22 protein-coding genes and 1 pseudogene are annotated in these 21,510 nt (G+C 64.5%); 19 read left to right on the top strand and 4 right to left on the bottom strand.

The annotated features are described in order from the left end of the window. Window positions 1-89: 89 nt before the first annotated feature. The 4 genes and pseudogenes from SHTP_RS13935 to pimB all read left to right on the top strand — a co-directional run bounded on the left by SHTP_RS13935 (window position 90) and on the right by pimB (window position 3,778). A complete protein-coding gene (locus SHTP_RS13935; protein WP_096370911.1) occupies window positions 90-344 on the top strand; it encodes a hypothetical protein in 255 nt (84 codons plus the stop codon). Between the two features lie 174 nt (window positions 345-518). Continuing rightward, window positions 519-1,679 carry a peptidoglycan hydrolase RipC gene (ripC, locus tag SHTP_RS13930; protein WP_096370910.1) on the top strand — a complete coding sequence of 387 codons (1,161 nt, stop codon included), beginning with the start codon at window positions 519-521 and terminating at the stop codon, window positions 1,677-1,679. Between the two features lie 166 nt (window positions 1,680-1,845). Next, window positions 1,846-2,549: pseudogene (locus tag SHTP_RS13925) on the top strand (hypothetical protein). 71 nt (window positions 2,550-2,620) lie between these two features. Further along, the gene (pimB, locus tag SHTP_RS13920) at window positions 2,621-3,778 is read left to right on the top strand and encodes a GDP-mannose-dependent alpha-(1-6)-phosphatidylinositol monomannoside mannosyltransferase (RefSeq protein WP_096372466.1); all 1,158 of its coding nucleotides are present in this window, start codon (window positions 2,621-2,623) and stop codon (window positions 3,776-3,778) included. Window positions 3,779-3,845: 67 nt separating this feature from the next. Here the strand turns inward: pimB and SHTP_RS13915 are convergent, their stop codons facing one another. Beyond that, window positions 3,846-5,648 (bottom strand): AMP-dependent synthetase/ligase, encoded by a 1,803-nt coding sequence (locus SHTP_RS13915; RefSeq protein WP_096370909.1) that lies wholly within the window; start codon window positions 5,646-5,648, stop codon window positions 3,846-3,848. Window positions 5,649-5,854: 206 nt separating this feature from the next. Here SHTP_RS13915 and SHTP_RS13910 point away from each other — a divergent pair, with 206 nt between their 5' ends. The 5 genes from SHTP_RS13910 (at window position 5,855) to SHTP_RS13890 (ending at window position 9,251) form a co-directional block, all read left to right on the top strand. Continuing rightward, window positions 5,855-6,244, top strand: a complete 390-nt coding sequence (locus tag SHTP_RS13910; protein ID WP_011741296.1) for a hypothetical protein — start codon at window positions 5,855-5,857, stop codon at window positions 6,242-6,244. A gap of 96 nt (window positions 6,245-6,340) precedes the next feature. Next, window positions 6,341-6,775, top strand: a complete 435-nt coding sequence (locus tag SHTP_RS13905; protein ID WP_011741295.1) for an SRPBCC family protein — start codon at window positions 6,341-6,343, stop codon at window positions 6,773-6,775. 29 nt (window positions 6,776-6,804) lie between these two features. Then, complete coding sequence (locus tag SHTP_RS13900; protein WP_096370908.1) at window positions 6,805-8,046, top strand: ArsA family ATPase; 1,242 nt, start codon at window positions 6,805-6,807, stop codon at window positions 8,044-8,046. Further along, window positions 8,043-8,432 (top strand): hypothetical protein, encoded by a 390-nt coding sequence (locus SHTP_RS13895; RefSeq protein ID WP_096372465.1) that lies wholly within the window; start codon window positions 8,043-8,045, stop codon window positions 8,430-8,432. Before SHTP_RS13900 ends, SHTP_RS13895 begins: the two co-directional genes overlap by 4 nt. 87 nt (window positions 8,433-8,519) lie before the next feature. Continuing rightward, complete coding sequence (locus tag SHTP_RS13890; RefSeq protein WP_096370907.1) at window positions 8,520-9,251, top strand: lysophospholipid acyltransferase family protein; 732 nt, start codon at window positions 8,520-8,522, stop codon at window positions 9,249-9,251. Here SHTP_RS13890 and SHTP_RS13885 read toward each other — a convergent pair whose 3' ends face one another. Continuing rightward, window positions 9,252-10,535: a glycosyltransferase 87 family protein gene (locus tag SHTP_RS13885; protein WP_096370906.1), complete on the bottom strand. Its 1,284-nt coding sequence runs from the start codon at window positions 10,533-10,535 to the stop codon at window positions 9,252-9,254. It lies immediately after the preceding gene. 40 nt (window positions 10,536-10,575) lie between these two features. Between SHTP_RS13885 and SHTP_RS13880 the strand changes: the two genes are divergently transcribed. Genes SHTP_RS13880 through SHTP_RS13870 form a run of 3 tightly spaced genes read left to right on the top strand, consistent with a single transcriptional unit; the run spans window position 10,576 to window position 13,419 of the window. Further along, window positions 10,576-11,493: a hypothetical protein gene (locus tag SHTP_RS13880; protein WP_172900670.1), complete on the top strand. Its 918-nt coding sequence runs from the start codon at window positions 10,576-10,578 to the stop codon at window positions 11,491-11,493. A gap of 9 nt (window positions 11,494-11,502) precedes the next feature. Next, window positions 11,503-11,982, top strand: a complete 480-nt coding sequence (locus SHTP_RS13875) for a polyadenylate-specific 3'-exoribonuclease AS (RefSeq protein ID WP_012394886.1) — start codon at window positions 11,503-11,505, stop codon at window positions 11,980-11,982. A 48-nt stretch (window positions 11,983-12,030) separates the two neighbouring features. Continuing rightward, the gene (locus SHTP_RS13870) at window positions 12,031-13,419 is read left to right on the top strand and encodes a class II 3-deoxy-7-phosphoheptulonate synthase (protein WP_012394885.1); all 1,389 of its coding nucleotides are present in this window, start codon (window positions 12,031-12,033) and stop codon (window positions 13,417-13,419) included. 192 nt (window positions 13,420-13,611) lie between these two features. Here the strand turns inward: SHTP_RS13870 and SHTP_RS13865 are convergent, their stop codons facing one another. Continuing rightward, window positions 13,612-14,613: a 3-oxoacyl-ACP synthase III family protein gene (locus SHTP_RS13865; RefSeq protein ID WP_096370904.1), complete on the bottom strand. Its 1,002-nt coding sequence runs from the start codon at window positions 14,611-14,613 to the stop codon at window positions 13,612-13,614. Between the two features lie 216 nt (window positions 14,614-14,829). On the opposite strand from SHTP_RS13865, the gene SHTP_RS28025 reads away from it, so the two are divergent. After that, a complete protein-coding gene (locus SHTP_RS28025) occupies window positions 14,830-14,973 on the top strand; it encodes a hypothetical protein (RefSeq protein WP_172900492.1) in 144 nt (47 codons plus the stop codon). Window positions 14,974-14,981: 8 nt separating this feature from the next. Here the strand turns inward: SHTP_RS28025 and SHTP_RS13860 are convergent, their stop codons facing one another. Next, window positions 14,982-15,998 carry a terpene synthase family protein gene (locus SHTP_RS13860; protein ID WP_096370903.1) on the bottom strand — a complete coding sequence of 339 codons (1,017 nt, stop codon included), beginning with the start codon at window positions 15,996-15,998 and terminating at the stop codon, window positions 14,982-14,984. A gap of 612 nt (window positions 15,999-16,610) precedes the next feature. Here SHTP_RS13860 and idsB point away from each other — a divergent pair. The 6 genes from idsB (at window position 16,611) to SHTP_RS13835 (ending at window position 21,496) form a co-directional block, all read left to right on the top strand. Next, a complete protein-coding gene (gene idsB, locus SHTP_RS13855; protein WP_096370902.1) occupies window positions 16,611-17,648 on the top strand; it encodes a geranylgeranyl diphosphate synthase IdsB in 1,038 nt (345 codons plus the stop codon). A 182-nt stretch (window positions 17,649-17,830) separates the two neighbouring features. Beyond that, a complete protein-coding gene (gene idi, locus SHTP_RS13850; protein ID WP_015356155.1) occupies window positions 17,831-18,367 on the top strand; it encodes an isopentenyl-diphosphate Delta-isomerase in 537 nt (178 codons plus the stop codon). A 29-nt stretch (window positions 18,368-18,396) separates the two neighbouring features. After that, window positions 18,397-18,663, top strand: a complete 267-nt coding sequence (locus SHTP_RS28995) for a hypothetical protein (protein WP_231991458.1) — start codon at window positions 18,397-18,399, stop codon at window positions 18,661-18,663. After that, complete coding sequence (locus SHTP_RS13845) at window positions 18,664-19,380, top strand: mevalonate kinase family protein (protein WP_231991457.1); 717 nt, start codon at window positions 18,664-18,666, stop codon at window positions 19,378-19,380. After that, window positions 19,377-20,387, top strand: a complete 1,011-nt coding sequence (gene mvaD / locus SHTP_RS13840) for a diphosphomevalonate decarboxylase (RefSeq protein WP_096370901.1) — start codon at window positions 19,377-19,379, stop codon at window positions 20,385-20,387. Before SHTP_RS13845 ends, mvaD begins: the two co-directional genes overlap by 4 nt. Next, window positions 20,384-21,496: a phosphomevalonate kinase gene (locus SHTP_RS13835; RefSeq protein WP_096370900.1), complete on the top strand. Its 1,113-nt coding sequence runs from the start codon at window positions 20,384-20,386 to the stop codon at window positions 21,494-21,496. Before mvaD ends, SHTP_RS13835 begins: the two co-directional genes overlap by 4 nt. Window positions 21,497-21,510 lie beyond the last annotated feature (14 nt).

The raw sequence follows: 21,510 nt of genomic DNA, 5'->3' as shown, positions 1-21,510 counted from the left end.
TCGGCAGGACCAGATCTGTCGGTGGCGTCGGTTAGCGTTCGGCTCAGTTGACAGTGAGCGCAAGACACTACCGAGAGGACCGACCCCAAATGGCACACACCAGCGGAACCGACAGCAAAAGCGGTGCGGGGGCCGAACCGGGCGATCCGGTGGTGATTGATTGTGATGACTGCGCGGTCCGCGGGCCCGCGTGCCGCGACTGTGTAGTCAGCGTCTTGCTCGGGGTCCCCGACGAGTCGATGTACGACGAACGCGTGGCGCTGGAAGCCCTCGCGGATGCCGGGCTGGCGCCAAGGTTACGGCTGGTCCCAATCCGCCGTAACCGAGCGACTGGCGTCGCGTAGAAGTTATGTATGGTGGTGATCGCGCAAAGACGCGCTCCCACATGAAAACTACAGAAATCTTGCTATTTTCTTAACTCTCCCGTTTGGACAAACGCCGATATCATTTCGTAACCTATTTGAGACCTAAACCGGCTCGACGGCACATCGCCGATGGCAGTTTAAGGAAGCAAAATCTTGAGGCTCGACTGTAGGCAATTGACTGCGCGCGTTATCCGGCGGTCCGCCATCGGTTCGTTAGCGAGCTTCACCGCGTTGTCCGGCTTCGTCGCCGCGGGTGCGATGGCGGACCAGGCTGAGGACGCGCTGGCAAAGCTAAACGAGCTATCTCGGCAGGCGGAACAAACCACCGAAGCGATGCACAGCGCAGAGCTCGACTTGGGCGCGAAGCTGGCGGCTCAGCAGGCCGCTGAAAACAAGCTCACTGACGACCAGGCCGCGCTGGACGCTGCCAAGGGCCAGCTGGCCTCGTTCCAGACCGCGGTCAACAAGGTCGCCGCGGCCGCTTACATGGGTGGTCGCGCCAACGGTATGGACACGTTTCTGACGGCTCCGTCCCCGCAGCTGCTGATCGACGGCCTGTCGATGCAGCGCGTGATGGCGCACCAGATGGCCACCCGGATGTCGGGTTTCCGGACCGCCAGGGAGCAGACCGCCAAGGCTGAGCAGGCCTCCGAGAAGTCGGCCGCCGATGCCAAGTCCGCCGCCGAACAAGCTGCGGCCGTGCGGGCAAATCTGCAGCACAAGCAGAGCCAGCTGCAGGTCCAGATCGCGGTCGTCAAGTCGCAGTACCTGGCATTGACTCCGGACCAGCGCACCGCGCTCGCCGATCCGGGACAGGTTCCCGCCGGATTGCCAGGTGCCCCCGGGCCGGCGCCGGAGGGCACACCGCCAGGTGGACCGCCGCCAGCGGGCGCACCGGTGCCGGGTGAGGCCCCGCCGCCCGGTGGAGTGTCCGCGATGCCGTTCACGCCGCCAGACGGTGCCGGCGGCGACCGCGCGGCCGTGGTGCAGGCGGCGCTAACCCAAGTTGGGACGCCCTACGCGTGGGGCGGTGCCGCTCCAGGTGGGTTCGACTGCTCCGGGTTGGTCATGTGGGCCTTCCAGCAAGCCGGCATCGCGCTACCTCACTCCAGCCAGGCGCTGGCCCATGGAGGTCAACCGGTATCGCTGTCGGACCTGCAGCCAGGCGACGTCCTGACCTTCTACTCCGACGCGTCACATGCCGGCATCTACATCGGTGACGGACTGATGGTCCATTCGTCCACCTACGGTGTACCGGTGCGGGTGGTGCCGATGAATTCCTCGGGACCGATCTACGACGCGCGCCGCTACTGACGGCTCTGCCGCGGTGCTGCGGCATCGATCCCGATGGTTTTCGATTGCGCTGGCGTGCATATTTGTCATCGAGTTGGTAACGGCTGCCGCCGTAACGCGTCATCCGGATAGTGCGCCATAGCGGTCACTAGCGTCTGCTGAGGATCCTGGCCCGCCGACGGTTGTCATCGGAGATCGGACCGTGCGGCTGATCAACCTCGGCGGCGCGAACTCCGACCTACTGTTGTCGCGCGTCGGGGCGGACATCCGCGGCGCGGTCAATGCGGTGGTGGCCTTCTGGGGCACCGACTGGGCCCGCGAAATCTCGGTGGTGGCCGCCGGTTCAGACGAACAATTCCGAACGGCGGCGGGCGGCGGTACGGCGTCCCAATGGGCTGACATCGCGGCGGTGACTGGGCCGAGCGCTTCGATCCTGGCAGCCGGGCGGTGGCTGGCCAACGAATTGTGTTCGCACCAGGCGCGGTCAAGATGAGCGCCACGGCACTGCGAATAGTGCTGACCCACGAGCTTTTTCACTACGCGGCCCGCGTTGACACGGCACTTGACGCGCCGCGGTGGTTGACCGAGGGGGTGGCCGATTTCGTCGCGCGGCCGACCACTTCCCGGCCGGCTGAGGCCCCACCCGCAGCTCTGCCGTCAGACGACGACCTCGACATTCCCGGGCCGGGGCGCTCGCGAGCGTATGACCGAGCATGGTGGTTTACCCGATTTGTGGCCGACACCTATGGCACCACCAAGTTGCGCGACCTCTACCTGGCCGCCTGCGGTCCAGGGCATTCGGACTTGCCGCGAGCCGGGCTCGAGGTGCTCGGCACGGATGCTGCCGGGCTGCTCGCCGGCTGGCAGCAATGGATGAGCGTCTCGTCCTGATTCGAGCACGATCCAACGCGTGGCAAAGACCGCTGGATAGTCCACATCGTGGCCAGGCTAGATTGGCCCTGGTGAGTCGGGTCCTGCTGGTAACTAACGACTTTCCGCCCCGTCGCGGCGGCATCCAGTCATATCTGAGCGAGTTCGTCGGTCGCCTCGTTGAGGCCGGGTCGCATTACATAACGGTCTATGCACCGCAATGGAAGGGTGCGCAGGGGTATGACGACGTGGCCCGGGCCGCGGGCTATCGGGTGGTACGCCATCCCAGCACGCTGATGCTGCCCGTTCCGACAGTCGACAGCCGGATGCGCCGGCTGATCGCCCAGCACGACATCGACACCGTGTGGTTCGGTGCGGCCGCACCGTTGGCTCTGCTGGCGCCGCGTGCGAGGCAGGCTGGTGCGACCCGGGTGCTGGCCAGCACGCATGGTCACGAGGTGGGTTGGTCGATGCTTCCCGTCGCGCGGTCGGTACTGCGTCGAATCGGGGACACCACTGACATTGTGACCTTCGTCAGTCGCTACACGCGCTCGCGATTCGCGCCGGCCTTCGGGCCCGCGGCTTCATTGGAATACTTGCCGCCCGGAGTCGACACCGACCGGTTTCGGCCGGACCCGGCCGCCCGCGCCGAACTTCGCAAGCGCTACCAGCTGGGGGAGCGGCCCACCGTGGTGTGTGTGTCGCGGCTGGTGCCGCGCAAGGGCCAGGACACCCTGATCAAGGCGCTACCCGCGATCCGCCGGAGGGTCGACGGGGCGGCGCTGATAATCGTCGGAGGCGGCCCCTACCTGGAGACGTTGCGCAAGCTGGCGCGGGACTGCGAGGTGGATGAGCATGTGACGTTCACCGGCGGCGTGCCGGGCGAGGAGCTGCCGACCCATCACGCGATGGCCGACGTGTTCGCGATGCCGTGCCGCACTCGGGGCTCTGGTATGGACGTTGAGGGCTTGGGCATCGTCTTTCTCGAGGCGTCCGCCAGCGGCGTGCCGGTCATTGCGGGTGAATCTGGTGGAGCGCCGGGTACGGTGCAGCACAACAAGACCGGGCTGGTGGTCGACGGCAACTCGGTGGACAAGGTCGCCGGCGCGGTCATCGAGGTGTTGGCCGATCGCGACCGGGCGGCTCGGATGGGTGACGCCGGCCGGCAGTGGGTGACGTCTCAGTGGCGCTGGGACACGTTGGCGGCCCGCCTCGCCGAGCTTCTGCGCGGCGACGATGCCGGCCGGTGAGGCCGGAGGAGGAGTCGGGCGATCCGCTCATGCGCGCCGCCGGCGGAGCCGCCGGCGGCGCGTTGGACTAATCCTTGGTGTAGATCGCCTCGATCTCGACGGAGAACTTTTCGGCGACCACGTTGCGCTTGACCTTCATCGTTGGCGTCAACTCGCCGGTGTCCTCGGTGAAATCGACGTGCAGAATTCGGAATTTGCGGATCGATTCGGCGTGGGACACCGCCAAGTTGGCCTCCTTGACGGCCGCATCCACCTCCGCAACCAGGTCGGGGTCCTCGGCCAGGTCGCGCACCGCCGCATGGTCGGCCTTGCTGTTGCGTTGCTTCCAACCGCCGAACGCCTCGGGATCGATGGTGATCAGTGCGCCGATGAACGGCTTGGCGTCCCCGACGACCATCGCCTGGCTGATCAGCGGGTGCGCCCGTAGCTGATCCTCTAGCACCGCGGGGGCGACGTTCTTACCGCCCGCGGTGACGATGAGCTCCTTCTTGCGGCCGGTGATGCTCAGGAAGCCGTCGTCGTCAATTGCGCCGAGGTCGCCGGTCCGGAACCAGCCGTCGGTGAATGCCTCGTCGGTGGCCTGTTCGTTGCGCCAGTAGCCGCTGAACACCACGCCGCCGCGTACCAATAACTCGCCGTCGTCGGCGATTCGCAAACTGTTGCCGGGCACCAGTTTTCCGACCGTCCCGATTTTGAGAGCGTCAATCTGGTTGACCGTGACGGCCGCGCTGGTCTCGGTCAGTCCGTAGCCCTCGTAGATGGTTAGGCCGACCCCGCGATAGAAGTGACCAAGTCGTGCGCCCAACGGTGCCCCACCGGAGACCGCCGCGTGGCAGTCGCCGCCAAGCGCCGCGCGCAGCTTGTGGTACACGAGCCGGTCGAACAGCGCATGCTTGGCGCGCAACAGCAACCCCGGGCGGCCGTCATCCCAGGCTCGACTCCAATCGACCGCCGTCTGCGCGGCGAGCTTGAAGATCGCCCCCTTGCCGTCGTTGGAGGCATTCTGTTCCGCGGTGTTGTAGACCTTCTCGAAAACCCGCGGTACCGAAACCACAACGGTGGGTTTGAACACCGCAAACAGTGGCAGCAGATTCTTGATGTCGCTGGTGAATCCGACGGTCACCTTGCTGGCGAAGGCCGACAAGGTAAGCGCCCGGGCCAGCACGTGGGCCAGTGGCAAGAAGACAAGCAGCCGTTGCCCGGGGGTCAGCAGCGTGGATAGGCACTCCTGCGTGCCGCGAATCTCGTGAAGCAGGTTGGAGTGGGTGAGTTGGCAGCCCTTCGGCCGCCCGGTGGTGCCCGAGGTGTAGATCAGGGTTGCCGGATCCGAGGAGCGCAGCGCATCGAGTCGCGCCGTCAGCTCTGCCCGGTCAACCGACCCGCCCTCCTCGGCGAGCTGCTCGAGCGCCTTGGGACCCGAACCGTTGATAACCAGGACGCGGCGCAGGGCGGGCAGGTCACCGGTCAGCTCGGCGATCATTGCGGCATGCGCGTCAGTCTCAGCGAACGCCAGCACGGCTTCTGAATTCTGCAGCACCCAGCGCACCTGCTCGGCAGACGATGTCTCGTAGATGGGCACGGTGACAGCGCCCACCGCCAGGATCGCCAGATCCAGGATCGCCCACTCGTAGCAAGTGGCCGAGAAAATGGACACCCGGTCACCGGCCTGGACTCCGAGTGCGATCAAACCCAATGCTGCAGAACGAATGTGCCGGGCCGCCTCGGCGCAGGTGATATCGGTCCAGATACCGTCGATCTGGCGCTGATAGATGATGTGGTCGGGATCATCGCGCTCGTGCTCGAAAACCATGGCCGCGACGTTGTCGCGCTCGTCGACGGAAAAACGGGCGGGGACACTGTACTGACGCACTTCGTTTCGACCTCGCTACACCTGTTGTGGCGTTGATTGCCATTTTGCGGGCGGACTGCCTGCTCACAGCCTAATCGCAGCATTCGCGCAGCATGGAGGCGCCTGGTTGGCACCTGGTTCGGATTCTCACTGCGATTGCCCGCGCGCGGGTTCCGCACCTGCGGGGTGGTGCCAGCCCCCTCAGGTGGGTGTGTGAAGCTGTGGCCATGAACAGCATCCAGATCGCGGATGAGACGTATATCGCCGCGGATGGCGCACGGGTCGGAGCCGCGGTCGCGGATCGATCAAGCTGGAGCCGGTGGTGGCCCGATCTGTGGCTGCAAGTCACCGAGGACCGCGCCGACAAGGGAATCAGGTGGGCGGTTACCGGGGCCTTGACCGGCACGATGGAGATCTGGCTCGAGCCGTCGTTGGACGGGGTCGTGCTGCACTATTTCCTGCATGCTGAACCCACTGGAGTGACGGCTTGGGAGTTGGCCCGGATGAAGCTGGCGAAAATGACGCATCAGCGCCGGGTGGCGGGCAAGAAGATGGCGTTCGAGGTGAAAACGACGTTGGAGCAGACACGCCCGATCGGAGTTTCTCCGGTAATTTAGCCGGGTCAAGGTAGCGCTTCGGGGAGTACCGTTTCTGCCGGAAGGCCGTGTCCCCGGGAAAAAACATCGAGTGCGGGGGCAGAGAAAGGTGGTCAGGTGGCGGACAAGACGACGCAGACGATTTACATCGATGCGGAGCCGGGTGAGGTGATGAAAGCGATCGCTGACATCGAGGCCTACCCCGAATGGATCTCCGAGTACAAGGAAGTCGAAATCCTCGAGGCCGATGACGACGGCTATCCGATGTTGGCCCGGATGTTGATGGACGCCACCATCTTCAAGGACACCCTGATCATGGCCTATGAGTGGCCGGCAGACCGTCAATCGCTTAGCTGGACCCTGCAGTCCAGCTCGCTGCTGAAGGCCCTTGAAGGTTCGTATCACTTGGCGCCCAAAGGCTCTGGTACTGACGTTACCTACGAGTTGTCGGTTGATCTGGCCATTCCGATGATCGGAATGCTCAAGCGCAAGGCTGAGCGCAGGCTGATCGACGGAGCCCTGAAAGATCTGAAGAAACGAGTTGAGGGCTAAGTGATCCTGTTGCGCCCACCTCGGCTCAGATCAGTCTCTTCGTAGGCAAAGGCGGGATAGGAAAATCCACTTTGGCGGCCGCCACCGCGGTTTGTGACGCCACTGCTGGTCAGCGGGTGTTGGTGGTATCCACCGATCAGGCGCACTCGCTGGGTGATGTGCTGGGCATTGCGGTTACGCCGACGGGCTCCGGCGAGCCGGTTCGTGTTTTTGCTGATCTCGAGACCGGTCAGGTCGACACCGGCGGGGGGTTCTTGGACGCCCTAGCGCTGGACACCCTGGCGTTGCTCGAAGACCGCTGGCGAGACGTTGTCGATGCCCTCAATGGGCGATTTCCGGATTCGGAGTTGGGCAGCATTGCTCCCGAGGAGCTCTCCGCGCTGCCCGGAGTCCAGGAAGTGCTCGGTCTGCACGCGGTCGGTGAGCTCGCGGCCAGTGGACGTTGGGACCGCATCGTGGTCGACTGCGCCTCGACCGCGGACGCCCTGCGGATGTTGACCCTCCCCGCCACCTTCTCCCTGTACGTCGAGCGCGCGTGGCCGCGGCATCGCCGGCTCAGTCTCGCTATCGAAGATGGCCGCTCGGCCGCGCTGGTGGAGCTGCTGGAGCGAACCAGTGCCAGCGTCGATCGACTCAGCACTTTGCTGACGGATGGTTCTCTGGTCGGCGCGCATCTGGTGCTGACTCCTGAGCGGGTGGTCGCAGCGGAGGCGACGCGCACGCTGGGATCGTTGGCCCTGATGGGCGTCCGCGTCGAGGAATTACTCGTCAATCAGGTTCTGGTGCGGGACGAGGCATACGAGTACCGCAGTCTGCCCGACCACCCCGCCTTCTACTGGTATGCCGAACGCATCTCCGAGCAGCGTGCCGTTCTCGAGGAACTCGACGCCACCATTGGCGATGTGGCGCTGGTGCTGGTTGCGCATGCGGCCGGCGAGCCGATCGGACCCAAGGCCCTCGGTGGGCTGCTTGATGGCGCCCGCCGGCGCCGCGGAAGCGCGCCGCCGGGGCCGCTGCGTCCGATTGTTGACCTCGAGTCCGGGTCCGGCCTTGGGTCGGTATATCGTCTGCGGCTAGCGTTGCCCCAGCTCGATCCCGGTTCGTTGACACTGGGCCGAGCTGATGACGACCTGATCATCAGTGCCGGCGGCATGCGGCGCAGGGTGCGGTTGGCCTCCGTATTGCGGAGGTGCATCGTGCTGGACGCGCGCCTGTCTGGCGGTGAGCTGACCGTTCGATTTCGACCAGATCCGGAGGTGTGGCCGACGTGACTGGGCCCCATACCGAAGTTGGTCCTGAACTGCGCAAACTCGCCCAGGCGATCCTCGATGGCGTAGATCCTGCACTGCGCGCCGCGGCCGCCATGGCATCGGGCGGAGCGACCGGCAAGTGCCAACAGGTGTGGTGCCCGCTGTGTGCGCTCGCTGCGCTGGTCAATGGTGAGCAGCACCCGTTGACGACGGTTATCGCCGAACACAGTGTGGCGTTGCTCAACGTGATTCGCGCCATAGTTGACGACATCGACCGATCGGTGAAACCGCCGTCGGATGGTCCGCCCGGCGGGGGCCTCAGCAGTGAGAGCGCCCCCGAAAACGGGTCGGCGAACGCCGATGCGAAGACGCGCTACCAGGCGATCCCGATTACTCTGCAAGAGTAAGCGACCAACCTACGGAGGTGGTCGTACCTATCGCCGATGGGTACAGTTGGCGCAGACATCATTCCGATGCGGGTGAGAGGGAGGGCCATGTGGTACTACCTATTCAAGTACATCTTCATGGGCTGGCTCTTCACCCTGCTGGGGCGGCCGAAAGTCGAAGGGCTGGAACACATCCCGAGCTCCGGGCCGGCTATTCTCGCCAGTAATCACCTCGCTGTGGCCGACAGTTTCTACCTGCCATTGGTCGTGCGTCGTCGGATCACCTTCCTGGCGAAGGCCGAATACTTCACCGGTACCGGCGTGAAAGGCTGGATCAACCGCTGGTTCTACAGCGTCTCCGGGCAGGTGCCGATCGACCGCACCAATTCCGACGCGGCACAGGCCGCACTCGAAACCGCCGCAGGACTGCTGCGCCAGGGCAAGCTGCTGGGCATGTACCCAGAAGGCACCCGCTCGCCCGACGGTCGCCTCTACAAAGGCAAGACGGGCCTGGCTCGGCTGGCGCTGCACACCGGAGTTCCGGTCATCCCGGTGGCGATGATCGGCACCAATGTCGTCAACCCGCCGGGACGCAAGATGTTGCGCTTCGGCCGCGTCATCGTTCGTTTCGGTAAGCCGATGGATTTCTCGCGGTTCGAGGGTCTGGCCGGCAACCACTTCATCGAGCGGGCCGTCACCGACGAGGTGATGTACGAGCTGATGGGGCTCTCGGGCCAGGAGTACGTCGACATCTACGCCGCCAGCATCAAGAACGGCGGCAAGGGGGATGACGACGGGTCCGGCGACGCGGTACGGTTTCCCGAAACCGCCGCCGGATAATCAGCGCGCGGCCGGGGCCGGGGTTCGGTCCGGCTCCGCCGGACGCTGCATTGTCATCCGGGTGGTGACCGTCAGTCCGGCCACGACGATCACGGCCAACGCCCACCACACGTAGGACATGCCGGCCAGCTGACGCCACCAGGCCGCGGTGGCCTCGCGGTGTTTGGGCAGCAAATCGATCGGTGACCAGCGCATCAGCGCCAATCCGGCAATGGTGACCACCGCCAGCGCGACGTTGCGCCGCCGCCAGGCCAGCACCCCGGTCACGACCACCGCCGGCAACATCCAAACCCAATGATGCGACCACGACACTGGGGAAACCACCAGGCCGAACAAGGCGACACAGATCACCGCAAGGCTTGGCTCTTCGGCCCGCAGGACCCGCCGCATCGCCCAGACGGTCACCGCGAGTACCCCTAAAGACAGCAACACCCACAGCAAGTGGCTCGCATGCTCGCCGATCGGTAGGCGGGCGAGTGCGCCCGCAATGTTCTGGTCGGTGTTGAGCGCCGCGGAACCGATCCGGTCGGTGTGCAGCAAGGTGTCGGTCCAGTACTCCCATGAGTCGTGCCAGGCCAGCGCGAAACCGGCCAGCGTGGCGACCACGAAAGACGCCACCGCCGTCAGCGCCGCCCGGTTGTCGCGGCGCAGCAGGAAGTAGAGCAGGAACACGGCCGGAGTCAGCTTCAGGGCGATCCCCAAGCCGAGCAACAGCCCCCGGGGCCACGGTGTGCGACGCGGGAAGCAGTCGAGTATCACCAAGGTCATCAGCACGGCATTGATCTGGCCAAAAGCGAAGTTGGAACTGATCGGCTCCAGCCAGAGCGAGGCCGGGGCCACGATGATGACCGCCAACCACAACCGGCGCAGCCACGCGGGTCCGGGCAGCTGCTCCGAGTTGGGCCACACATCCAGAGCGGTAAGCACCACCACCGTCGACGCAATCAACACCACCAACGTCAAGAATGTGATCGCCACACTGGCCGCCGGCATGTGTAACCAGGCAAACGGGCTGAACACCACCGCCGACAGCGGAGGGTAGGTGAACGGCAGGTCCAGTCCGATTGGTGTGTGGAACTTCACGTCGCCGCTGTAGAGCGGGCGCCCGTCCAACCAGGCCTGACCGCCCATCTGATAGATGTCGATGTCGATGCGGTATGGGATGTGCCCGAACAACCGCCAGACCACGTATCCCAGTGCCGCGGCCGCTACCAGCCACAGCAGGTACCAAACCGAGACCCGCCCGAGTCGACTGCCCACGTCGGGCGACCTCAATGTACTCATTTCCCCGACAGCCTAATCGTTACCGGACGGCCGGACACCGCTGCAGCGAGGCTGCCGACCTGCATTCGTCGGTGGGCGTAACTTTTTTGAGGTGTTCTATTGGCTGCAGCATGACATTGTCGACCGCGGCCGATTGCCGCTTTTGTGCTGCCTGGTTGCCTTCATCCTGACGTTTTTTGTGACCCGCACCTTCGTGCGCGTCATCCGCGGGCGCCCAGACGATGGCCCGCCGCCCAGGTGGTGGCAGCCCCGCAATGTGGACCTCGGGTCGGTGCATGTCCACCATGTGACATTCGGGGTGGTGCTGGTGATGATCTCGGGGCTGACCTTGGTGACGCTGGCTGTCAACGGACGCGAGCCCGAACTCAGCGTGGCGGCAACTTTTTTTGGGATCGGCGCGGCACTGGTGCTCGACGAGTATGCGTTGATCCTGCATCTGTCCGACGTCTATTGGGAGGAAGACGGCCGTACCTCGGTGGACGCGGTTTTTGCGGCGGTAGCGGTGGCGGGTCTGCTGACCCTGGGTTTGCATCCCCTGATGTTCTTCCCGACGATCTGGTCCGGTAGCGATTCGGTGCTCCCGCGTGCGGTGGTGGTCGGCGGATTGGTGCTCACGCTGCCGCTGGCAACGGTGGTGCTGATCAAGGGCAAGGTGTGGACCGGGTTGCTCGGCATGTTCATCGTGGTGTTGCTGGTCATCGGTGCAATCCGGCTGTCGCGGCCGCATGCCCCTTGGGCCCGGTGGCGCTATACCGCGAAACCGGACAAGATGCGGCGAGCGTTGCAGCGCGAGCGCACCTTGCGCCGCCCGGTGGTGCGGGCCAAGCTCTGGTTGCAGTGTGCGATCGCCGGCACCCCTCGGCTGCCCGACGAGCGCGCCGTCGAGGCGCAGTTGGATCGCGACGTTCACCCCGCGCCGCCACCCGAGGGCACCGGGCCGATATTGACCTCCGTATAGGCTGCGGCGATGCGGTACTTCTATGACACCGAGTTCATCGAGGATGGCCGCACCATCGAACTGGTCTCGATCGGCGTGGTCGCCGAGGACGGCCGTGAGTACTACGCCGTTTCCACGGAATTCGATCCGGAACGGGCTGGAAGTTGGGTTCGTGCCCATGTGCTGACCAAACTGCCGTCACCCGCCTCGCAGGTGTGGCGTTCGCGCCGCCAGATCCGCCTGGACCTGGAGGAGTTCCTCGGTGTGGACAGCGGCGAGCAGATCGAACTATGGGCCTGGGTCGGGGCCTACGATCATGTCGCGCTGTGTCAGTTGTGGGGTCCGATGCCGGGCCTGCCGAAGGCGATACCGCGTTTCACCCGGGAATTGCGGCAGCTGTGGGAGGATCGCGGCAGCCCGCGGCTACCCCCGCGGTCCCGAGATGCCCACGACGCGCTGGTCGATGCCCGTGATCAATTGCGAAGGTTTTTGATCATCACCGACCGCTAGCAACGTTCGGCCCATCAGCCCGCCACAATGCCCAGTTACCATGTACCGATGAACTGGACCGTCGATATTCCGATTGACCAGCTGCCGTCGTTGCCGCCGTTGTCTGATGAGTTGCGGGCGCGGTTGGATGCTGCGTTGGCTAAGCCGGCTGCTCAGCAGCCCAGCTGGCCGGTCGATCAGGCGACGGCGATGCGTAAGGTGCTCGAGAGTGTGCCGCCGGTGACGGTGCCTTCGGAGATCATCCGGTTGCAGGAGCAGCTGGCGCAGGTCGCTCGTGGTGAGGCGTTTTTGCTGCAGGGTGGGGATTGCGCGGAGACGTTTACCGATAACACCGAGCCGCATATCAGGGGCAATGTGCGCACGCTGTTGCAGATGGCGGTGGTGCTGACCTATGGCTCGAGCATGCCGGTGGTCAAGGTTGCTCGGATTGCGGGGCAGTACGCCAAGCCGCGCTCGGCCGATACTGATGCGTTGGGGTTGAAGTCCTACCGCGGTGACATGATCAATGGTTTTCCGCCCGATGCTGCTGCCCGCGAGCATGATCCGTCGCGGCTGGTGCGTGCCTACGCCAATGCCAGTGCGGCGATGAACTTGGTGCGGGCGTTGACGTCGTCGGGGTTGGCGTCGCTGCATTTGGTTCATGATTGGAACCGCGAGTTTGTGCGGACCTCGCCGGCGGGGGCGCGCTATGAGGCGCTGGCCAACGAGATCGATCGGGGCCTGCGGTTTATGAGTGCCTGTGGGGTGGCCGACCGTAATCTGCAGACCGCTGAGATCTACGCCAGTCATGAGGCTTTGGTGCTCGATTATGAGCGGGCGATGTTGCGGTTGGGTGAGGGGGAAAACGGTGAGCCGCAGTTGTATGACTTGTCCGCCCATACCGTGTGGATCGGTGAGCGGACCCGTCAACTCGATGGCGCCCACGTTGCTTTTGCGGAGGTGATCGCCAATCCGATCGGGGTCAAGATCGGCCCGACGATGACTCCGGAGCTGGCTGTCGAGTATGTCGAGCGGCTGGATCCGCATAACAAGGCGGGCCGGCTGACGCTGGTGAGTCGGTTGGGGAACAACAAGGTCCGTGATCTGCTGCCGCCGATCGTGGAGAAGGTCCAGGCCGCCGGTCACCAGGTGATCTGGCAGTGCGATCCGATGCACGGCAACACCCACGAGTCATCCACCGGCTACAAAACCCGCCACTTTGACCGCATCGTCGATGAGGTACAGGGATTCTTCGAGGTCCATCGCGGCCTGGGAACCCACCCGGGTGGTATCCACGTCGAGATCACCGGCGAGAACGTCACCGAATGCCTGGGCGGCGCGCAAGACATCTCCGACTCCGACCTATCCGGGCGCTACGAGACCGCCTGCGACCCACGACTGAACACCCAACAATCACTGGAACTGGCCTTCCTGGTCGCCGAAATGCTGCGCGACTAACCGCCGTTGGCGGTGGGCTTTCCGATGGGATGACCGCTGCTGACCGTCCGAATTTCGGACGGTCAGCCCGCGGCGCTGGGGTCGGTTACCCGGGTCCGGCGCGCGCCTGTTCGTGACCAGGCGCGGGCAGGATTGCGACGCTCCCGGATCGTCGCCCCGGTCGGGGGCGGTCCGGTGGTGGCGCAGCGCGTGCTACTTGTGAGCGCCCACATCACCCGCGCTGCCCGACGCCGCGGCCAGCAGCGTGATACCGGCGGCCATTCCCCCACCGAAACCGATGCACAGGATATTGCCGTGCAGCTCGGGGTACGCGTGGTGCAGGGTGATGGGGATCGATGCCGAACCGGTGTTGCCGAATCGGTCGATGGTTTGGTGGCATGTGGCGTTACGCAGGTCCAGTAGCGAGTAGATCTCATCGAGCATGCGTCCATTGGCTTGGTGCATCACCACGTGGTCGATGTCCTCCACAGCGAGGTGGTGTCGCGCCAAGAATTTGCGGACTTGCTCCGGGACCGTGGTGGTGACGAAGTCGCGGACGCCTCGACCGTCCATGTGGAAGTAGTGCTGTCCCGCGTCGAGAGTGGCCGTGGTCAGGTGCTGGCGGCTGCCGCCGCCGGGCACCCCGATCAGGTTGATGTGCTGGGTGAAGGTGTGCAGTTCGGTGTCGACGATGCGCAGGTGCCTCGAGCTGGCTGTGGTGGGTCCGACCACCACAGCACCGGCGCCGTCGCCGAACAGGCAGACCGTTTTTCGGTCGGTGGGGTCAAGGATGCGTGAGTAGACGTCTGCTCCGCTGACCAGCACGTGGATGCTGTCACGTTGGGCCAGCGCGTGTGCGGTGTTGATGGCGAACAGGAACCCGCTACACACCGCATTGGTGTCGAAGGCGTATGCGCTGTTGGCGTGCAGCGCATTTTGGACAAAGGCGGCCGTGGGTGGCTGGGGTTGGTCGGGTGTGGAGGTCGAGACGATGATCGCTCCGAGCTGCCCGGCGTTGATTGCGGTGTTGGCGAGGGCCTGTTCGGCGGCCTGGACGGCCAGATCCGAGGTGGCCTGCTCCGGGCCGGCCCAGCGTCGGGTCCGGATCGCAGTTCGGGCGAATATCCAGGCATCGTCGATGCCGGCGCTGGCACCTGCCTGGTTGTTGGTGACGACGCGCGGCGGTACGAATGCGGCGGTGCCTAGTATGCCCACTGTGGGCGGTAAGGGCACAGATTCCTCTGGGGGAGAGGGCATTTGCGCGAGCGCGCAACCACAGCAGCATTCGGGACGGTGCTCCATGATCTCCTCCAGGAAATTGTTGTGGAAGTTATTGCGAGATCAGTGTCGAATGGGTGACCGTTGACAGCGTGTGGATGGCGCTGGCCCGGTCACCGTGGATGCAGTTGTGGTCGAGTTGAAGTGGCGGTCTTGGATTTTGGTGTTGTCCTGCTGACGACCGCGGCCAAGACGCCGGCCGTGAACTACCTGGCTGAACCAACGGTCGCCAGTTTCTTTTCGCTCACGGCCGCGCCTTGTCGTGTGCTGATGTTCGCCGCAACCCCTGGGCGCTGATGCGAGTCCTAGGTTCGCAAGTCCCCGAATACTTCCTTTTCGCGCTCCATGTCGATGGCGCGCGATGCGTAGCGTGCGGTCTCCAATGACCACGCCACGTTGCCGGTTATCCAGTTGCTGCAGGTATCCAGCATGGAGATCACGCCTTGTTGATCTTCGGTTGGCAAGCGTGGGATGAGGTGGGTGTGGATGAGCTGTTTGGTTTGATCGAAGCGCGCGATCTCCTCGTGCAGGTACTGGCTGACCCGGTCGGCTGCTTGCGCAGTCGTGAGATCATCCTGAGACTGCAGGACGGCGACGTAGTTGCACAGGTCGCCCAGACTGAGCTCTTTGGGCGCGGAGTAGAGGTCGTTGCTCCAGGACACGATGTTGTTGGCGGCTTCGCGAGCGGCCCGTATGTATGGGTGCACCAACAGCGACTCCGATAGGGCACGTCTAGCGGCGGCTTCGCCGAGGTCGAGCGTGATGAATACTGCGCTGGAGATCAGCCGATGGGCTCGATATGACTGTTCGTCGAGCGCAATGCGTGATGCGTTGATCAGGGCATGGCTTCGGTAGGAGTTGACGTAATCGACCATGTCGTTGGCCAGTCCTCTGCACCAGTACGCCGGCATGCCCTGGGTAGTCCGCTCCCAAAGATCCTCCAACGCCACCACATAGGGCCTGACTACTGGGCTCGGGGGTGCTGAGGGCAGCCCGGTGTAGACGGTGTTGGTGGCCGCCGCCGTCGCAATGGCAAAGTCCTGATCGCAGCCGTCTATCGATTCATCGAAAACGTCGTCGAAGGCAAAGAGCCAACCGATCCAGTCCGCCATCAGATCAAGCTCCGCACCGGTTGCCGCCGGATAGGTCCATGCCGCCAGGCGATGCTGCGCGAGTGCATCGAAGGCGTCACCGTTGGGGCCGTCGAGGACGATGCCTGTGGCACGAGACCATGTCTTCAGGTGTTCCCCTGCTTTGTCGATATCGGGGCTGATTGTCGCCTCGGTACCCAAGTCGACCTGGGGGAAGTCAATAACGTTCACTTGGAGTCCATTTCCGTTGCGCTACTGGGAAGTTCCGCCGCTGATTGAACAGGCTCGTCCTCAATGGATTCTCAACGGATCTTGAACCGTGGCGGAGTGTCTCGCCGCGAAAGGAGTGTGATCAAGCTGGGCAGCTTGATGTTTCGGCGTCGCAAGGTGTGATGTGAATGGAGAGCCCGTCGGGCGTGTGTGATCGGGGCCGGGCGAGCGGCAGAGCGGAGTTAAGTCCCTGCAAGAGCGACATCTTCACGAAGTCTCGCACTCTCATCGCCGCCCGCGTCGCATCCTGAATATGGGTACCAAAACGCACTTGCCTGCGGGTTCCGCCCCGCGGCCGCGATGGCCGCATCTGGGGCGGCTGGCATGCGTCCCGGGGGAGGCGAGCGGCGCCGCGCGTCGGTCTCAAGCGACTCACCCAGACATCTATTACGTACACGTTAAATCCAGATCGCACTTGGATATTCGGTTGATCCCTACCGGATCGACATGCTTCTGCGGCCCAACGAGCGCCGCAGGTCAGCTCATTGAGAAGTTGTTGAGGCCGGTACCGGACACTGCTCGTCACCGCTTGTGGTTCGCGGACAGGTTTCTTCTGATGTGAGGAGTTGGTCGATGTCGTTGGGCATGGTCAATGTTGCCAATGCGACCCCGAACGCAGCTCGGGCGCTGCTGAAAAATGCTCGGCAAGAGTGCGATCCGGTCTTGCGGACAGCAGTGGGGTGGTTGAGTGAGCCGTTGGCCAAGATGGCCGGATATCACCTCGGCTGGTGGGACGTCAATGGGGTGCCGGTAGATGGTTCGTCTGGCAAGTCGATTCGGGCGGCGTTGGCGTTTGGGGCGGCGTCGGCGTGTGGTGATGCGCGTGCCGCAGCTCCTGTGGCGGCGGCGGTGGAGTTGATGCACAACTTCTCGTTGGTTCATGACGACGTGATGGATCGCGATGCCACTCGCCGGGGTAGGGCGACGGTATGGGCGGTGTGGGGTGAGACCAATGCGATTGTTCTCGGAGATGCGTTGCACGCGTCGGCCGGCCGTGTGTTGGTTGAGATGTTGGAGCCTGAGGTTGCGGCGAACGCCGTTATGAGGTTGGAATCCTCGTGTGTGACTTTGTGCGATGGCCAGTTCGAAGATTGTGACTTTGAGACACGCGAGTCGGTGAGCGTTGATGGCTATCTGGAAATGGCGGCCGGCAAGACGGCGGGATTGATGGGTTGTGCCTGTGCGTTGGGGGCGTTGGCCGCGAATGCGGATCCTGCCACGGTGACGGCGATGCATCAGTTCGGTTTCCAACTGGGCTTGGCGTTCCAGATCGTCGATGATGTGATGGGTCTCTGGGGAGATCCGAATGTCACCGGTAAGCCGGTCGGTAGTGATCTGGCCCGCCGCAAGAAGACTTTTCCGGTGGTCGCCGCCTTGGGCTCTGGTACGGAGGCGGCGGCTAGCTTGGCGCAGCTTTATGGGGCTGAAGAGCCGATGTCAGCCGATGAAGTGCGGCAGGCGATCGACTTGGTGGAGACCGCGGGGGGCCGCAAGGCCGCCGAGCGGCAGGCCGATGAATGCATCGGTGCCGCGCTGGCGGCACTACCTGACTCCGCGCGATCAGAAGATCTGATTGCGTTGACGCAATTGGTCATTGCCCGCGACCGGTGACTTCTTACACCGAGCCGAAATGAAATCAGAACGGCCCGAGAGGCCCCCTTGCTGCACTTCTTGGTTGTCGGGTAAGCGGCCAACAGTTCAGTAGCGGTTGACGATTTGGTAGGCCGCGACGATGCGGTGATGGGGAACTGCTTCCGGGGATTTGCCGGACCACGCTGAAAGGACTGCTTGAAATGCCGGAGATCATGTTGGAGTTGGTTGATGCCGGTGGCGTCACGCAGGGTGTGGCGGAGAAGATCGCTGCGCATGAAGCGCCGGGGCTGCTGCATCGCGCGTTCTCGGTGTTCCTATTTGATGACTCCGGGCGAATGGCACTGCAGCGCCGTGCCGCGGGCAAGTATCACTGGCCAGGAGTCCTGTCGAACGCGTGTTGCGGACACCCGTTTCCTGGGGAGAGCCCGCGGGTGGCCGCGCAGCGCCGAGTGCGCGAAGAGCTCGGGCTCGACGTCGAACTCGTACCGGCAGGGACGGTGACGTATCGCCACGCCGATGCGCAGACGGGTCTGGTCGAGCATGAGTTCAACCACCTGTACGTGGGGCGAATCTCGGGTCCGCCACAACCGGACCCCGACGAGGTCTCGGAAGTGCGCATGGTGACCGCGGCCGAACTGGCCCAGCTGCTCGAAGCGGATAGTTTCTCCGGTTGGTTCCTCACCGTATTAGGCGCCGCCCGAGTCGCTTTCGCCCAGTTCACGCAAGAGATCTACTAGCGATAGGGCAACAAGTGAGTCATCCCGCGATGAAGGCACGTTCGAGATCGGGTGTGGGAACGGCGACCGGGAAAGCGATCGTCCTAGGCGAGCACCTGGTGGTGCATGGGGCGGCCGCACTGGCCATTCCGATCCCGATATTGGTCGAGACGGCCACCGCACACCGGGGCCCGGCACCAACCCCGGTCCGGCAGCCAACGGTGGGGTCGATGGGTCTGGACATGGCGTCGCTGATCTCAGACTTCGCTGAACGGTTCGACGTGCCAGCCGCAGTCGCGTCGGGCGTGGTTGTCTAGGTGTCGCACGTCGTGCCATGCGGGCGTGGGTTGGGGTCGAGCGCGGCGGTGGTGCGAGCGGTGGTGCTGGCGCTTGCGGACCTGTTTGAGTGGGAGCCGTCTGCGGCGCAGGTTTATGAGCTGGTTCAGTCCAGGGAGCGAACCGCGCACGGCACACCCAGTGGGGTGGATGCGGCCGCTACCGGCGCTGACGAGCCCATTGTGTTCCACCGGGGGGCTGTCCGACCGGTGAGCCCGGCGCCGGTAGGGGTGTTTGTGGTGGCTGACAGCGGCGAGATCAGCGCGACCAAAGACTCCGTCGCTGAGGTCGCGGCAATCTTGACTGCCGACAGAGACGGCTTGGCTCGTCGGGACTGGCTCGTCGAGCAACTCGATGCTCTGGTCGGTCGCGCGGCCATCGACATGCAGCAAGGCGATCTCACCGCACTCGGGGCAGCGATGGCTCGCAACCACGACCTGCTCCGCGGGCTGAACCTGTCAACGCCGCGGCTGGAGGGTCTCATCGAGGCGGCCAACACCAGTGGCGCAATGGGCGCCAAACTCACTGGCAGCGGTCGCGGGGGATGCGCGCTCGCACTTGCCCGCGATTGGGTCCACGCGCAAGTCATCGGTGAGGCAATGCTCAAGGCCGGCGCGGTGGCTACCTGGGCTGTCGCGCTCGACTCCTTCGCCGGACGGCTCACCGCGAGCGCATCGGGTCGCGAGGTTGCGCCGTGAGCACAGCAGCGGCGACCGCGGTCGCTCATCCCAACATCGCGCTGATCAAGTACTGGGGCAAGCGCGACGAAGAGTTCATGCTTCCGATGACCTCTAGCCTGTCGATGACCCTGGATATCTTCCCGGCTACGACCACCGTCGAGGTCGGGCCCACCGGCGGTGGAGTTGGTCCGGATATCGTGATGATGGCCGGGAAGCCGGCGCCGGAGGCTTTTTCGACCCGAGTTACCGAATTCTTGGATCTGCTCCGAGTGCGGGTGAAGTCGCGGGCCCCGGCGATCGTTGATACCCACAATGCGGGGCCCACCGGAGCTGGGTTGGCCTCATCGGCGAGTGGCTTCGCCGCGCTGGCCGCCGCTGCGTGTGCGGCCTACGGGTTGGACACCGATGTCCGGGAACTGTCCCGGCTAGCGCGTCGTGGTTCAGGCTCGGCGAGTCGTTCGGTGTTCGGCGGGTTCTCGGTGTGGCACGCCGGTGCCGCGATTGGAGCCGACGGTGATGCCCAATCCTATGCCGGGCCAATCGATGTCGCGCTTGATCTAGCGCTGGTGGTCGTTGTGGTCGAGGCCGGGGCCAAGCAGATCTCGAGCCGGGCGGCAATGAGCCAGACCGTCAAGACTTCTCCGCTGTATCGAGCCTGGGCTGACGCCAGCGGTGATGACCTGCACGCGATGCAGGCCGCGTTTGCCGCCGGCGACTTGCACGGCGCCGGTGCGATCGCCGAGGCCAACGCGATGGGCATGCACGTCACCATGCTGGCCGCCCGGCCCGCTGTTCGATACATCAGTGCGGCCTCGCTACAGGTAATCGACCGGGTCGTCGCGATGCGCGGCGACGGCATCGCGGCCTACCTGACGATGGACGCCGGTCCCAACGTGAAGGTGCTCTGCTCGCGCGATGATGCGGCACTTATCGCGGCCTCACTGAAGGAGCTGAGTCAGGTCCAGACGGTGGTGGTGGCCCATCCGGGGCCCGGGGTGGCTCTTGTAGAGAAGGCCACGCGGTGAACAGCATCCGAAAAGCACCGGGCAAACTGGTCATTTTGGGCGAGTTCGCGGTCGTCGAGCCTGGCTGTGGCGCGCTGGTCGCTGCGATGGACCGCTATGTCATTGTCCAGGCCGCGGATCTGGGCATCGGTGGCGGGGTCGCCGTCAGTAGCGAGCTGATAGCTGGCACTGTGGATTTGGATTCTGACCGGTCCGTCGCGGCCCGGCAGCTGCCGCATATCGCATCCGCGGTGGCCATCGCGCGCCAGTGGCTGGACTGCCCGGACCGCGGCGTCGGACTGACGATCACCTCGCAGCTGCATGAGCGTGGCGTGAAGCTGGGCCTAGGTTCCAGTGGGGCTGTCACCGCGGCGGTTGTCGATGCGGTTACCGCCGCATGGGGCGCCCCGGTAGACCGGACGACCTTATTCCGGCTTGCGTTGATCGCGACCGCGCGCCTGACGACCTCTGGCTCCGGTGTTGACGTGGCTGCGGCGGTGTTCGGAGGCTGGCTGTCCTACCGCTCCCCGGATCGCCAAGCCATCGTCGAACTCGCCGCCGCGGACCTGCATTCGGCGGTTCACGCCGAATGGCCCGGCCACGTCATCGCCGCGGTCGCGCCGCCGCCTGAACGTCTGCTCGTCGGGTGGACGGGCGCTCCCGCGGCCACCACGGCCCAGATCGGCAGGCTGGCATCCGGCGACCGAACCCGCGACGAGATTGTGCGCCGGTTCCGCGAGTCTTCCGAAGAATGTGTCGACGCCACCATTGGCCTGCTGACACCTGCGACGGCCTCCTGCTGCGGGTCTGCGCCCGCTGGCGCGGGACTCGGCGAGCATGTGCGTCAGTTCCGGAATCTGCTGTGCGAGTTGGACCGCGCTACTGCAATGGGCATCTTTACCGAGCGGCTCAACGCGCTGTGCGCCGCAGCAGAAACCAGCGGCGCGGCCGCTAAACCCTCCGGTGCTGGAGGTGGCGACTGCGGGATTGCATTGGCAGGAAGCTCCGTCGATGTGGCCGGGCTTGGCCGTAGCTGGCTGCACGCGGGCATCCGCCCCCTCGACGTCGACGTAGCCCCACCAACGGTGAACGCCGCCGATATTGCTCTTCCAACAACAACATCCTTCTAACAGCCCGAAAGAGG

The organism is Mycobacterium ulcerans subsp. shinshuense, from assembly GCF_002355775.1.
GTDB lineage: Bacteria > Actinomycetota > Actinomycetes > Mycobacteriales > Mycobacteriaceae > Mycobacterium > Mycobacterium marinum.
Note: the sequence above shows the minus strand (reverse complement) of the source record. Positions and strands in the feature narration are given on the sequence as shown.

Coding starts and splice junctions, on each gene's coding strand:
- SHTP_RS13935 (WP_096370911.1), top strand. CDS start 90: ATGGCACACACCAGCGGAACCGACAGCAAAAGCGGTGCGGGGGCCGAA.
- SHTP_RS13910 (WP_011741296.1), top strand. CDS start 5,855: ATGAACAGCATCCAGATCGCGGATGAGACGTATATCGCCGCGGATGGC.
- SHTP_RS13890 (WP_096370907.1), top strand. CDS start 8,520: ATGTGGTACTACCTATTCAAGTACATCTTCATGGGCTGGCTCTTCACC.
- SHTP_RS13885 (WP_096370906.1), bottom strand. CDS start 10,535: ATGAGTACATTGAGGTCGCCCGACGTGGGCAGTCGACTCGGGCGGGTC.
- SHTP_RS13875 (WP_012394886.1), top strand. CDS start 11,503: ATGCGGTACTTCTATGACACCGAGTTCATCGAGGATGGCCGCACCATC.
- SHTP_RS13870 (WP_012394885.1), top strand. CDS start 12,031: ATGAACTGGACCGTCGATATTCCGATTGACCAGCTGCCGTCGTTGCCG.
- idsB (WP_096370902.1), top strand. CDS start 16,611: ATGTCGTTGGGCATGGTCAATGTTGCCAATGCGACCCCGAACGCAGCT.
- idi (WP_015356155.1), top strand. CDS start 17,831: ATGCCGGAGATCATGTTGGAGTTGGTTGATGCCGGTGGCGTCACGCAG.
- SHTP_RS28995 (WP_231991458.1), top strand. CDS start 18,397: ATGAAGGCACGTTCGAGATCGGGTGTGGGAACGGCGACCGGGAAAGCG.